At 72.4% G+C, this 12,664-nt stretch carries 13 protein-coding genes; 5 read left to right on the top strand and 8 right to left on the bottom strand.

The window, feature by feature from the left end; all coding sequences use genetic code 11:
- Positions 1-205: 205 nt before the first annotated feature.
- The 3 genes from OHB41_RS29865 to sigE all read right to left on the bottom strand — a co-directional run bounded on the left by OHB41_RS29865 (position 206) and on the right by sigE (position 4,126).
- Entirely contained in the window at positions 206-2,308 is a 2,103-nt protein-coding gene (locus tag OHB41_RS29865) for a trypsin-like peptidase domain-containing protein (RefSeq protein WP_266701199.1), read from the bottom strand.
- Between the two features lie 139 nt (positions 2,309-2,447).
- Complete coding sequence (locus tag OHB41_RS29860; protein ID WP_266701198.1) at positions 2,448-3,428, bottom strand: anti-sigma factor family protein; 981 nt, start codon at positions 3,426-3,428, stop codon at positions 2,448-2,450.
- Entirely contained in the window at positions 3,425-4,126 is a 702-nt protein-coding gene (gene sigE / locus OHB41_RS29855) for an RNA polymerase sigma factor SigE (RefSeq protein WP_266706226.1), read from the bottom strand. Before sigE ends, OHB41_RS29860 begins: the two co-directional genes overlap by 4 nt.
- Positions 4,127-4,365: 239 nt before the next feature.
- Here sigE and OHB41_RS29850 point away from each other — a divergent pair, with 239 nt between their 5' ends.
- Positions 4,366-5,064: an O-methyltransferase gene (locus OHB41_RS29850; RefSeq protein WP_148010317.1), complete on the top strand. Its 699-nt coding sequence runs from the start codon at positions 4,366-4,368 to the stop codon at positions 5,062-5,064.
- Positions 5,065-5,227: 163 nt separating this feature from the next.
- Here the strand turns inward: OHB41_RS29850 and OHB41_RS29845 are convergent, their stop codons facing one another.
- A complete protein-coding gene (locus OHB41_RS29845) occupies positions 5,228-5,395 on the bottom strand; it encodes a DUF3117 domain-containing protein (RefSeq protein WP_003966491.1) in 168 nt (55 codons plus the stop codon).
- A 374-nt stretch (positions 5,396-5,769) separates the two neighbouring features.
- On the opposite strand from OHB41_RS29845, the gene chcB reads away from it, so the two are divergent.
- On the top strand, positions 5,770-6,573 hold the full coding sequence (gene chcB / locus OHB41_RS29840) for a 2-cyclohexenylcarbonyl CoA isomerase (protein WP_266701197.1): 804 nt from the start codon (positions 5,770-5,772) through the stop codon (positions 6,571-6,573).
- Positions 6,574-6,645: 72 nt separating this feature from the next.
- Here chcB and OHB41_RS29835 read toward each other — a convergent pair whose 3' ends face one another.
- Positions 6,646-7,230: a DNA-3-methyladenine glycosylase I gene (locus OHB41_RS29835; protein WP_323138409.1), complete on the bottom strand. Its 585-nt coding sequence runs from the start codon at positions 7,228-7,230 to the stop codon at positions 6,646-6,648.
- Positions 7,227-7,583: a DivIVA domain-containing protein gene (locus OHB41_RS29830; RefSeq protein ID WP_266701196.1), complete on the bottom strand. Its 357-nt coding sequence runs from the start codon at positions 7,581-7,583 to the stop codon at positions 7,227-7,229. Before OHB41_RS29830 ends, OHB41_RS29835 begins: the two co-directional genes overlap by 4 nt.
- 162 nt (positions 7,584-7,745) lie before the next feature.
- Between OHB41_RS29830 and folP the strand changes: the two genes are divergently transcribed.
- Complete coding sequence (folP, locus tag OHB41_RS29825; protein ID WP_266701195.1) at positions 7,746-8,606, top strand: dihydropteroate synthase; 861 nt, start codon at positions 7,746-7,748, stop codon at positions 8,604-8,606.
- 109 nt (positions 8,607-8,715) lie between these two features.
- On the opposite strand, the gene OHB41_RS29820 is transcribed toward folP, so the two are convergent.
- Together OHB41_RS29820 and dapE are read right to left on the bottom strand one after the other, a co-directional pair.
- The gene (locus OHB41_RS29820) at positions 8,716-9,474 is read right to left on the bottom strand and encodes an LOG family protein (protein ID WP_266701194.1); all 759 of its coding nucleotides are present in this window, start codon (positions 9,472-9,474) and stop codon (positions 8,716-8,718) included.
- Between the two features lie 107 nt (positions 9,475-9,581).
- Positions 9,582-10,661: a succinyl-diaminopimelate desuccinylase gene (gene dapE, locus OHB41_RS29815; protein WP_266701193.1), complete on the bottom strand. Its 1,080-nt coding sequence runs from the start codon at positions 10,659-10,661 to the stop codon at positions 9,582-9,584.
- A gap of 109 nt (positions 10,662-10,770) precedes the next feature.
- Here dapE and OHB41_RS29810 point away from each other — a divergent pair, with 109 nt between their 5' ends.
- On the top strand, positions 10,771-11,796 hold the full coding sequence (locus OHB41_RS29810; RefSeq protein WP_266701192.1) for a heavy metal transporter: 1,026 nt from the start codon (positions 10,771-10,773) through the stop codon (positions 11,794-11,796).
- A 351-nt stretch (positions 11,797-12,147) separates the two neighbouring features.
- Entirely contained in the window at positions 12,148-12,594 is a 447-nt protein-coding gene (locus tag OHB41_RS29805) for an ATP-binding protein (protein ID WP_266701191.1), read from the top strand.
- The last annotated feature ends 70 nt before the right edge of the window (positions 12,595-12,664 follow it).

The following is a 12,664-nucleotide window of genomic DNA, read 5'->3' as shown; positions in this document are numbered from 1 at the left end:
GGTCCTCGGCCCCCGGCGGTTCTTCCGTGGTCCGGGCCGGGTCCACGGTACCCGGCGATCCCGTCCGTCCGGAACTGTGCCGTGGCGTCCGGGTCCGTGTACACGTCGAGTTTTCCCGGATGTTTGCCGCACGGCCGGGGTGCGCGCCCCTCCCCGGCGAACATGCCGGGCGCCGTCCCTCACCGCCCGTCCAGGTGGGCGGCGGTCAGTCGCCGTCGGCCGAGCCGAGGACCAGGGTGATCCGCTCGCGGGCGCCGTCCCGCCGCAAGGTCAGCAGCAGCCGGTCGCCGGGGCGGTGGGCGCGGGTCCGCACGATCAGCTCCTCCCCCGAGTGCACGGGCAGCCCGTCGACCTCGGTGATGACGTCGCCCGCCCTGATCCCCGCCCGGGCGCCGGGGCCGCCCGGGGTGACCGGTGAGCCGCCGCTCGTCTTCGTCCCGACCCGGGCGCCGTCGCCGGTGTAGTCCATGTCGAGCGTCACGCCGATCACGGGGTGGGTCGCCCGACCCGTGTTGATCAGCTCCTCGGCGACGCGTCTGGCCTGGTTGACGGGGATGGCGAAACCGAGCCCGATGGAACCGGCCTGGCCGGCCTCCGGGTCGGTGGCGCTGTCGGCGGAGCGGATGGCGCTGGTGATGCCGATGACACGCGCCCGGGAGTCGAGCAGGGGTCCGCCGGAATTGCCGGGGTTGATGGGCGCGTCCGTCTGCAGGGCGTCCACGTACGAGACGTCGCTCCCGTCGCCCTTCTCGCCGCCCGCCGTGATGGGCCGCTCCTTGGCGCTGATGATCCCGGAGGTGACGGTGTTGGCGAGGTCGAAGGGTGCGCCGATGGCGACGACGGGGTCGCCCACCTGGACGCTGTCGGAGTTGCCCAGCGACAGGGGCCGCAGTCCGCCGACCCCGGACACCTCGACCACGGCGAGGTCGTATCCGCTGTCGTGCCCGACGACGGTGGCCTTGGCGCTCTCGCCGCCGCTGAACGTCACGGTGATCTCGCCACGTGTGCCGGCCGGCTGGACCACGTGGTTGTTGGTGAGGATGTGGCCCCGGGTGTCGAGTACGAAGCCGGTGCCGGTGCCCTCCTGGCCGGTGCCGCGCACATGCAGCGTGACGACGCCGGGCAGGGCGCGGGCGGCTATCCCCGCGACGCTGTCCGCGGGCCTTCCCGGGGCCTCCTTCGCGGCCTGGGGCAGCTCGATGTCCCCCGTCCCGCCGTTGTGCTCCAGATAGGCGCCCACGGCACCGCCGACGCCCCCGGAGACGACGGCGATCAGCACGGCCCCGAGGGCCAGCGCCCTCCTGGCCCGTCCGCGCGGCCGCCTTCCGGTCCCGACCGCCGCGCCGTTCTGCTGGAGGGGTCCGGGAGCGGCCCAGGGGTCGTAGTTCCGCCAGGGGCTCGGAGCGGGACGGGAATCACTCGTGTACGGGGCTGGAGGCGCCCCTGGGGGCAGGGAGGCCCCCGGGACCGGGGTTCCCGCCGGGACACCCGTCCCGTCCCCGGAGACGGCCACCGGGGCGGACGCGTCACGCGAGCCGCCGCCCAGGAGATCGGGGGTGCCGTACGCGGAACGGCCCGCCGGGGTCAGCGCCTCATACGCGGGGTGCGACGTTTCGTATGCGGTGCCGTCCGCCGGGGCCGGTATCCCGGATGCGGGGTGCGACGTTTCGTATGCGGTGCCGTCCGCCGGGGCCGGTATCTCGTACGCGGAACCGGCCCCGGCGGCCGGCGTCTCGTACTCGGGGGTGGGTGTGCCGTACGGGGGAGCGGGGGTTCCCTGCGCGGGGGTGACCGGCCGCGCGGGTACGCCGGGCGTGGGCGTGGCGTGCGCGGGCGTGGTCGCGGAGGCGGGCGTTCCCTGCGCGGATGCGCCCGTGGGAGCCGCCGGTCCGTGCGCCGGCGCGGACGCCGGGGCCGGAGTGCCGTGTGCCGATGTGATCGCCGGGCGCTGGACCGGCGGGGCGGGTGCCCAGGGGCCGGGCTCGCCGTACGGCGGGGTGCTGTAGGGGTCGGGGTCGTGCAGGGGCCTGGGCCGGTCCGTGGGATCCGGGGCCGCGGGTGCGCTGGCGGACACTCCGGCGAACGTCCCGGCATCCGGTGCGTCGGCCGTGGGCGCGGGCACGGAGGCGGGAGGTTCCAGCTCGTAGTCGCCGTCAGGCCCGAAGTCGCCGTCGCGCTCGAAGTCGCCGTCAGGGTCGGCGTCGCTGACGGGCAGGCGGGCGCCCGCGGAGCCCACCTCGCCGACCACCGGAGGTACCGGCCTGGGCCGGCTCCACCACTTCGCCTTCGGGGGCTTCCCCTCGTTCATGTTCTCCCCACACCCGGCCCGCGGCACAGCTCGCCGACGGTCACCGCAGATTGCCGACATCCACGTCCGGGAATCCCTCCGGCGGACGCGCCCCACCCCGGATTCAACCAGGTTCCGGGGCCGCGGCGCAGAGAGTGGGTCAGCGGGCGGTACGGGAGGAGAGGAACGGGGAGGGAGAGGGGGACGATGCCGGAAGGGGGGCGGCGAGCAGACCCGGAGTCGCGGCGTCGGGCGCCATCGACCAGGAGGCCGACACCGCCGGCTGCACCTCGGTGAGCGGACGTATCAGCGGGGACATCGCGGCGGCGCCGGCCACCACGGGGGTCGTCAGCGTGTGCATCATGTCCTGGCCCTGGGGCGCCGGAGCGGGCACTCCGGGCAGCAGCGGCGCGGACACCTCGGTGGGCTGCACCGGGGCGCCACCGAACCCGCGCTGGCCCTGGGCGAGCAGCGGTCCTGTGGAGCGGCGGCGCTGTGTCTCGGGAGCCGTCGCGGCCCCCGCGCCCGGCGTGCGCATCGGTGTCACGTTGCTTCCGCCGGAGCCGCCGCGCGCGTCCGCGGTGTCACTGGGCACCCCGGTCGACACCCCGCCGAGCGCGACCGCGGCCAGCGACACCGCTCCGGCCGCCGCGAAGGCGAAGCGCAGACCGCGCGAGGAGGATCTCTCGGCCTCGTGCCGACTGACGTCATGGATACGGAAGCCACGTCCGGCGGAGGGGGGCAGCACGTCGGCGTGCGGCCCGGCGGGCACGTAGCCGAAGGGCTCGCCGCGCACGCCGAAGACTCCGGTCACCCCGGACCCGGAGGGGATTCTTCCGCCGAATGCTCCCCCGCCGAGCGGTGAGCCATCACCGCCGTCGAAGTCACCTCCCCCAGGCAGTCCCTGGAGACGGGCCAGGAAGCTCTCGGAGGGGGGCGGAGGGGCGACTTCCGCGAAGACGTTCTTCAGCCGGCGCTGGGCGTCCGCCTCGGCCTTGCACTTCGCACAGGTGGCGAGGTGGGCCAGGACACGCTCGCGCGACTCATGACCGAGCTCTCCGTCCACGAGGGCGGACAGTCGGTCCCCAAGATGCTGGTCGGCAACAAGCCGCTCCGCAGAGTCAGGTCGTGATCCACTCACGCGGTCGCGCCCCCTCCTCCCAGCGCGGGAACTCCCGTGATCGCGAAGCCGCGGCGCTCGGCACGGGCCTCGGGAGACCGGTGCGAGAGGGCCTTGCGCAGCTGCGAGCGGCCACGGTGGATCCGGCTGCGGACCGTACCGAGCTTGACGCCCAGGGTCGCGGCGATCTCCTCGTACGACAGTCCCTCGATGTCGCAGAGGACGACGGCGGCGCGGAACTCGGGCGCGAGGGTGTCCAGCGCCTGCTGGACGTCCGCGTCGAAGTGCGCGTCGTTGAAGACCTGCTGCGGGGAGGGCTCACGGCTGGGCAGACGCTCGGCCGCGTCGTCGCCGAGGGCGTCGAAGCGGATGCGCTGCTTGCGCCGGACCATGTCCAGGAAGAGATTGGTGGTGATGCGGTGCAGCCAGCCCTCGAAGGTGCCGGGCGTATAGGTCGACAGCGAGCGGAAGACACGGACGAAGACCTCCTGGGTGAGGTCCTCGGCGTCGTGCTGGTTTCCCGTCAGGCGGTAGGCGAGCCGGTAGACCCGGCCGCTGTGCGTGCTGACGATCTCCTCCCAGGTGGGCGGAGTCCACGCCTGCGACTCCGCGTCGGTGGTGAACGTCGCGGTCTGCGCGGGGGCAGCAGGATGGAACGTGTCAGCGATGTCGGTCACGGATTTCGGCTCACCCGCTGATCGCAGCAGGCGCCGCAGCACCCGTCCCCGATCCACAGGCGCAGCCGCACCTCCCCTGTCGGCTCTGGTGGTGTCCAGTGGAGCCCCTACCATAGCCACCTCGCCCGTTAGCTCCGGATAAGCGGTTTTACGCGAAATTGATACGCGCCCATATGGCTGTGTCAGCACGTGCTCGGCACCTCGCTCCGCCTCCCGCTCCGTGACCTGATCCATGCGCTTCCCCCCGCTCCGTTTCCCCATCCCTCTAAACGCCCGGTCCCATCAGCAGGTTCCCGGCACCAACGGATACAGTCACGCCCAGGCAACCACGGGGACAGGAGAGGGTCATTACCGGCAACCGGCAGACGAGCTGGGCGTTCGCCGACGCCTTTGTCGCCGAGGACGAGGCGCTGCGCTGGGCCCGCGACCGGGCCCGCGAGGCAGGCCTGCGCTCGGTGTCGCCCGGCACGGGCGCCGCGCTGCGCCTGCTCGCCGCCACGGTGGACGCGAAAGCGGTGGCGGAGATCGGGACCGGGACCGGCGTCTCCGGAATTCATCTGCTGCACGGCATGCGGCCGGACGGGGTACTGACCACGGTGGACCCGGAGCCGGACCGCCAGCAGTTCGCCCGCCAGGCCTTCCGTGCGGCGGGCTTCGCGAGCAACCGCGCGCGCTTCATCCCCGGCCGCGCGCTGGACGTGCTCCCCCGGCTCGCGGACGCCGGCTACGACCTCGTCTTCTGCGACGGCGACCGCCTGGAGTGCCTGGACTACCTCGCTGAATCGTTGCGCCTGTTGCGGCCGGGCGGGCTCGTCGCCTTCGAGGGCGTGTTCGCGGACGGCCGCACCATGGACTCGGGCCCGCAGCCGGCGGAGGTCGGCCGGCTGCGCGAACTGCTGCGCGCGGTGCGCGAGAGCCAGGACCTGGTGCCCTCACTGCTCCCGGTGGGCGACGGCCTGCTGTGCGCCGTCAAGCGCTGATCCCGACCACCGGGCCCCCCGCCCCTCCCGCCCCACCTCTCCCCGGACCCACCCTGACCTGCACTGATGCCAAATAGGCGTGTCGTCGGGGTGCCTTGACACACCACTGCCCCGGCACCGTTTACGATGCCGGGGCAGGTGAAAAGGTATGGTCGCTTCCGCGTCAGCCGACGACCTTCTTGAGGGCGTCGCCGAGCGCGTCGGCCTCGTCAGGGGTCAGCTCGACGACGAGCCGACCGCCGCCTTCGAGCGGAACGCGCATGACGATGCCCCGCCCCTCCTTTGTCACCTCGAGCGGGCCATCGCCCGTCCGCGGCTTCATGGCCGCCATGCTCGTTCCCCTTCCTGAAACCAGCTCATCGTCGCCGACGGCCCCTTGGAGGGCACGCACGTCCTCTCATAGGACACACGTCACCGGCATCGAACACATTGCTTCCAGGCCATTATCCCGCATCTCAGGACCCGATGACCAACATCAGTCGGCATCGCTTGCGCAACGCGCTTGAGCAAAACCACTCAATTCGGCGATGTGGCTGCGATACTGCGCCGCCGCATGGACTTTCAGGGCTCGGAATTCTTTGACGCAGGTCACATGTCCCGTCCGCTCCTCGGACCGTGATCTCCGCTTCGTCGTCCTGCATGCTGTCCTCGGACGCAGGGCGTACCGACGGGTACGACGGAGCCGCGACACCGAGGGGACCCATCATGGCCGACACCGTGCTCTACGAGGTGAGCGACGGACTCGCGACGATCACGCTGAACCGCCCCGGGGCGATGAACGCGATGGACACCGGTACGAAGGTCGCCCTGCGGGACGCGGCGCAGCGGGCCGCGGCGGACCCGGAGGTGCGGGCGATCCTGCTCACCGCGGCCGGCGACCGGGCGTTCTGTGTCGGGCAGGACCTCAAGGAGCACATCGGGCTGCTGGCCGCCGACAAGGAGTCGGGGTCCAGGCACACGATGAGCACCGTGCGCGAGCACTACAACCCGATCGTGCGCGCCCTGACCGGCGCCGCGAAACCCGTGGTGGCCGCGGTCAACGGTGTCGCGGCCGGGGCGGGTCTCGGTTTCGCGCTCGCCGCGGACTACCGGATCGTCGCCGACACGGCCGCCTTCAACACGTCGTTCGCCGGGGTCGCGCTGACCGCCGACTCCGGGATCTCCTGGACGCTGCCGCGGGTCGTGGGCTCGGGCCGCGCCGCCGACCTGCTGCTCTTCCCGCGCAGCATCACCGCGCAGGAGGCGTACGAGCTGGGTATCGCGAACCGGCTGGTGCCCGCCGCCGAACTGCGCGCGGAGGCGGAGAAGGTGGCGCGGGCGCTGGCCGCGGGGCCGACGGTCGCGTACGCCGCGCTGAAGGAGGCCGTGGCGTACGGCCTGACCCACTCTCTGGACGAGACGCTGGAGAAGGAGGACGAGCTGCAGGCGCGAGCGGGGTCGTCCGAGGACCATCTGATCGCGGTGCAGGCGTTCGTCAACAAGGAGAAGGCCAAGTACTTGGGGCGGTGACGGGCCGTGGGGGCGGCGGCGGGCCGGCCGCGCCGCTCCCCCGGAGCCCTCAGCGGGTGTGCCTCGAAGCCCTCAGTGGGTGTCCTTGCGTGCGACGCAGTCCACCAGGTGGTCGTTGACCAGGCCGCACGCCTGCATCAGGGCGTGCGCCGTCGTCGGGCCCACGAAACGGATGCCGCGCTTCTTGAGGGTCTTGGAGAGGGCGGTCGACTCGGCGGTGACGGCCTGGACGTCGGACAGCTTCTCCGGGGCCGGGCGGGTGTCCGGGTCGGGCGCGAAGGACCAGATCAGCTCGTCGAGCTCGCCGGGCGCCCAGTCGCTCAGCACGCGCGCGTTGGCGACGGTCGCCTCGATCTTCGCGCGGTTGCGGATGATCCCGGTGTCGCCGAGGAGACGCTCCTTGTCGGCCTCCGTGAAGGCGGCCACCGAGGCGATCTCGAAGCCCGCGAAGGCGGCCCGGAAGCCCGGCCTGCGGCGCAGGATGGTGATCCAGGACAGGCCCGACTGGAAGGCCTCCAGGCAGAGCCGCTCGTACAGCGCGTCGTCGCCGTGGACCGGGCGGCCCCACTCCTCGTCGTGGTACCACACGTAGTCCTCGGTGGACAGCGCCCAGGGGCAGCGCAGGGCGCCGTCGGGACCGGCGACGGCGTCGCTCAACGCTCCTCGCCCTCGACGTGCTTGTGCAGGGAGGTGGGCCGGGCGGTGTCCGCGCGGGCTCCGGCGAGCGCGGACTCGAGGTCGGCGATCCGGGCGTCGCGCTCCGCGAGCTCGGCGCCGAGGCGGCCGAGGGCGTCGTCCACGTCCGCCATGCGGTAGCCGCGGGCGGCGAGCGGGAACCGCAGGGACTCCACGTCCGCGCGGTTCACCGGCCGGGCGGACGGCAGCGGGTCGTCCAGCCGGTCGGGCACCGCCTCGGGCAGGGGCGCGCTCTCGCCGCCGCCCACCACGGCCAGTGTCACCGCGGCGACCACGACGGCGAGCGCGACGACCAGGAACAAGAACATGAACATCGCTGAGGTCCCCACGCTCTGGTGCCGACGCGGTCGCGTCGGCGCGAAAGTACTGAAGCTTACTGACGGCGGAACCGTCGGACTCCGATCGTGCCATGCGAGTCTGACAGTTAAGGTCGCAGGCGGCTAAGCAGCGGGATTCACAGGGAGAGGTCACAGGGGATGCTCAGGCTGGGGAAGCACGAATTCGACCCGCACGAGCCGGTGATCATGGCCATCGTGAACCGGACCCCGGACTCCTTCTACGACCAGGGAGCCACCTTCCGCGACCAGCCGGCGCTCGCCCGGGTGGAACAGGCGATCGCCGAGGGGGCCGCGATCATCGACATCGGCGGGGTCAAGGCCGGTCCCGGCGAGGAGGTCAGCGCCGAGGAGGAGGCCCGTCGTACGGTCGGCTTCGTCGCCGAGGTCCGACGCCGCTTCCCCGACGTGATCATCAGCGTCGACACCTGGCGGCACGAGGTCGGGGAGGCGGTCTGCGAGGCGGGGGCGGATCTGCTCAACGACGCGTGGGGCGGGGTGGATCCGCGGCTCGCGGAGGTCGCGGCGCGGTACGGGGTGGGGCTGGTGTGCACGCACGCCGGGGGTGCGGAGCCGCGGACGCGTCCGCATCGGATCGCGTACGACGACGTCATGGCCGACATTCTGGCGGTGACCGTCGGGCTGGCCGAGCGGGCCGTGTCGCTGGGGGTCGCGCGGGAGTCCGTGCTGATCGATCCGGGGCACGACTTCGGGAAGAACACGCGGCACAGTCTGGAGGCGACGCGGAGGCTGGGCGAGATGGTCGGGACGGGCTGGCCGGTGCTCGTCTCGCTCTCCAACAAGGACTTCGTCGGCGAGACGCTCGACAGGCCGGTCAAGGAGCGGGTGGTGGGGACGCTGGCGACGACCGCCGTCTCGGCGTGGCTGGGGGCGCAGGTGTATCGCGTGCACGAGGTCGCGGAGACACGGCAGGTGCTCGACATGGTGGCGTCGATCGCGGGCCACCGGCCGCCGGCGGTCGCCCGCCGCGGCCTGGCCTAGCCGCCCTGCCCGTGGCTCCGCCCCGGACCCCGCTCAGGCCGAAACGGGGTCCGGGGGCGGCAGCCCCCCCGAGGACGGGTAGGGGCGGCCGGGGCGGAGAACCCCGGGGTCAGCGGCCCGCCTCCTTCGACACCAGGGCCACCGCCTCCTCCACCTCGTCCGTGAGGTGGAACAGCAGGAGATCCTTCTCGGAGGCCTTGCCCTGCGCGATGAGGGTGTTCTTCAGCCAGTCGACGAGACCGCCCCAGTACGCCGTCCCGAAGAGGACGATCGGGAAGCGGGTCACTTTCTGGGTCTGGACGAGGGTGAGCGCCTCGAAGAGTTCGTCGAGGGTGCCGAGCCCGCCGGGCAGCACCACGAACCCCTGGGCATATTTAACAAACATCATTTTTCGGACGAAGAAATATCGGAAGTTCAGCCCGATATCGACATACTGGTTCAATCCCTGCTCGAAGGGAAGTTCGATGCCGAGGCCGACGGAGATGCCCTTGGCCTCGCACGCGCCCTTGTTGGCGGCCTCCATCGCCCCGGGCCCGCCCCCCGTGATGACGGCGAACCCGGCTTCGACCAGCCCCCGCCCGAGCGCGACGCCCGCCTCGTACTCGGGAGAGTCCACCGCCGTCCGGGCGGAGCCGAACACACTGATCGCGGCGGGGAGTTCGGCGAGCGTGCCGAAGCCTTCGATGAATTCCGACTGGATGCGCAGGACCCGCCAGGGGTCGGTGTGCACCCAGTCCGAGGGCCCGCCGGCGTCCAGCAGTCGCTGGTCCGTGGTGCTCGACTGGACCTGGCCCCGCCTGCGCAGCACCGGACCCAGCCGCTGCTCCTCCGGTGGCCGCTTCTTGCCCTCGGGGTTGCCAGTAGCCATGTGCGCTCCCTCCGCTTGCAATTGTTCAGCCCCAGCGTAGATCTCAGGGGGTTACGGAGGGGGGACATGCGCATGTCCGCCGCGCACCGCGGCGGTGCGCCCGCCCGTCAGGAGGCCAGCCAGGCGCGCAGCCGCTCCTCGGCCTCCGGGACGGCCGAGGCCCGTACCCGCTCGTCCTCCTTGTGCGCGAGCAGCGGGGCCCCGGGTCCGTAGTTCACCGCGGGCACCCCGAGCGCGCTGAAGCGGGCGACGTCCGTCCAGCCGAACTTGGGGCGGGCCTCGCCGCCGACGGCCGCCATGAAGGCCGCGGCCGCGGGGTGGGTCAGGCCGGGGCGGGCCCCGCCGGTGTGGTCGTCGACGACGAACTCGTCGACGCCGCAGTCCGCGAAGTAGTCGCGGACGAAGGCCTCCGCCTCCGCCTCCGTGCGGTCCGGCGCGTAGCGGAAGTTGACGACGACGGTGCAGGCGTCGGGGATGACGTTGGTGGCCACGCCGCCCTCGATACGGACGGCGTTGAGGCCCTCGTGGAAGCGGAGGCCGTCCACGACCGGCGTGCGCGGCTCGTACGCGGCGAGCTTCGCCAGGATCGGGGCCGCCGCGTGGATCGCGTTGGAACCCATCCAGGCACGCGCGGAGTGCGCCCGCTCCCCCGTGGTCTTCAGGAACATCCTGAGCGTGCCCTGGCAGCCGCCCTCGACCTCCCCGTCCGTCGGCTCCAAGAGGATCGCGAAGTCGCCCTCCAGCCAGTCGGGGTGGGCCTCCGCCACATGCTTCAGGCCGTTCAGGTGGGCGGCGACCTCTTCGTTGTCGTAGAAGACGAAGGTGAGGTCGCGGTTGGGGGCGGGGACCGTGGCCGCGATCCTCAGCTGCACCGCCACACCCGACTTCATGTCGCAGGTGCCGCAGCCCCACAGGACGCCGTCCTCGTCGAGCCGGGAGGGCACGTTGCCCGCGATGGGCACGGTGTCGATGTGACCGGCGAGGATCACACGCTCGGACCGCCCCAGGTTCGTCCGCGCCACGACGTTGTTGCCGTACCGGTCGACCGTGAGCTGCGGCAGGGCGCGCAGGGCGTCCTCGATGGCGTCCGCGAGGGGCTTCTCGCTGCCGCTCTCGGAGGGGAAGTCGACGAGCCGGGCGGTGAGCTCGGCGGCGTCCAGCGTGAGGTCAAGTGGGGTGTCGGCCATGTCCCCGACCCTAGCGCCCCGTCCCGTCGGCACCGGGCGTCGCGGTTCGCACCACGGTTGTCCACAACCTCACACGCCGTCAACAGAGTCCTCCAGTACCTTGTACGTCGTGTCAGAGCCGTCCCCCACTCCCGCCCGGCGCGGCCGCCTCCTTCGTTTCGGAGCGGCCGTCGCGGTCCTGTTCGCGCTCGCGGGCTATCTCGCCGTGCAGTACCTCACGGGAGGGGCCGGTGCGCCGCGCTGCCGGGTCGTCTCGGGCAAGGACGACGACGCGTCGTACGAGTTCACACCCGAGCAGGCGGTGAACGCGGCGACGATCTCGGCGGTCGGCACCTCCCGCCGCCTGCCCGAGCGCGCGGTGGCCATCGCCCTGGCGACCGCGCTCCAGGAATCAAATCTGCGCAACATCCAGCACGGCGACCGGGACTCGCTCGGCCTGTTCCAGCAACGGCCCTCGCAGGGCTGGGGCACGACGAAGCAGATCATGGACCCGGCGTACGCGGCCGGCGTGTTCTACGAGCACCTGGCCAAGGTGCCAGGCTACACACGGCTGCCGCTCACCGTCGCCGCGCAGCGGGTGCAGCGCAGCGGCTATCCGCAGGCGTACGCGAAGCACGAGCCGGACGCCACACTGCTGGCCGCGGCCCTGACCGGGCGTGCGGCGGCCACCCTGACCTGCGAGGGGCGTCCCGGGACGACGCCGGCCGGCGGCCCGGACTCGGTGCGTGCCGCTCTCGTACGCGACTTCGGGCACGAGGTGCTCCAGGAGGCGGGTGCCGACGTCTCCGGCCAGGACGCCTCCTCCGCGCCGGACGACGCGTCGTCGTCATCACCCTCGGCGGGGTCCGGATCGGCGTCGGCACCGGCATCGGGTTCCCCTTCTTCGACCGTGTCCGCGCGGACCGTCACCGTGCCCGTGCGCAAGGACGCCGCCGCGGGGGCCGGTGTGCGCGGCTGGGAGCTGGCGCACTGGGCCGTGGCCAACTCCTCTGCGCTGCACATCGAGCGGGTGTCCTACGCGGGACGGGAGTGGACGGCCGGGCGCAGGGAGGGCGAGTGGCTCAGGTCCGGCGCCCAGGGCGCCCCGGCGGCGAAGGAAGCCGCCACCGAGGTCCGTATCGTCACCGCTCAGTAGTACGGGGCCTCACTCCTCGGAGGGACGCGCGGCAGCGCCAGGCACCGGGATGAGCGGTTTTCGCGTGAGCATGCCCGAATCCGTCGGATCCCTTGCGGACAAAGGGCCGTAAGGATTCAGCAGACTATCCGTCCGGTTGCCTTTTGCCCGCTTTTATCCACAGCCGATTATGCGACGCATTGCCAATTCTTTACGTCGGGCCACCGCAACCTTCGCGGGTTTCGAGCGGTAGTCACTGCGTCCGAGCCCGGAACGATCACGGCTCGACCGGCAGCCGGCCGGTCGGAGACCGTCCTTCAACTCCCGGGCGCGATCGGGCACTTCACCGTTCTCTCCCGTCTAAGGAGCATCATGTCCCTCCCCCTGACCCGTCGGATCGCCCGTGCCGCGCTGCTCATCGCGGCGGGAGCGGCGCCCGTGGTCGGTGCGGCCGGCTCCGCCGGCGCGGCGACCGCACTGCCGGCCACTCCCGACCTCGGCGGGCTCACCGCCCTGGACGGGGCGCACGTCGGCAACACGGTCGACGGTGCGACGCAGAGCGTCACCGGGCTGGCGGGCACGGCCGGTGGCAACGCGGTCAAGAAGGCCGTGCCGTCCGCGGGCAGGACCGGCGGCAAGGTCGCCAGGACGGCCACGCCGGCCGCGCAGAAGGTGGCCGGGGACACGGCCGGGCAGGCCGGGAGTCTGCTCGGTGACACCACGAAGACGGCGACGGGCGGCGGCCTGCCGACCGGCGCCGTGACCAAGGGCGGCCTGCCGACGGGACAGCTGCCCCTGAAGGGCCTGCCGCTCGGCTGACGCCACGGTCCGTACGGCCGCGGTACGGCGGAGGGACCCGGGAGGTTTCCCGGGTCCCTCCGCCGTATCC

It is taken from the genome of Streptomyces sp. NBC_01571 (genome assembly GCF_026339875.1).
Lineage (GTDB): Bacteria > Actinomycetota > Actinomycetes > Streptomycetales > Streptomycetaceae > Streptomyces.
This window is presented reverse-complemented; position numbering and strand designations above follow the sequence as displayed.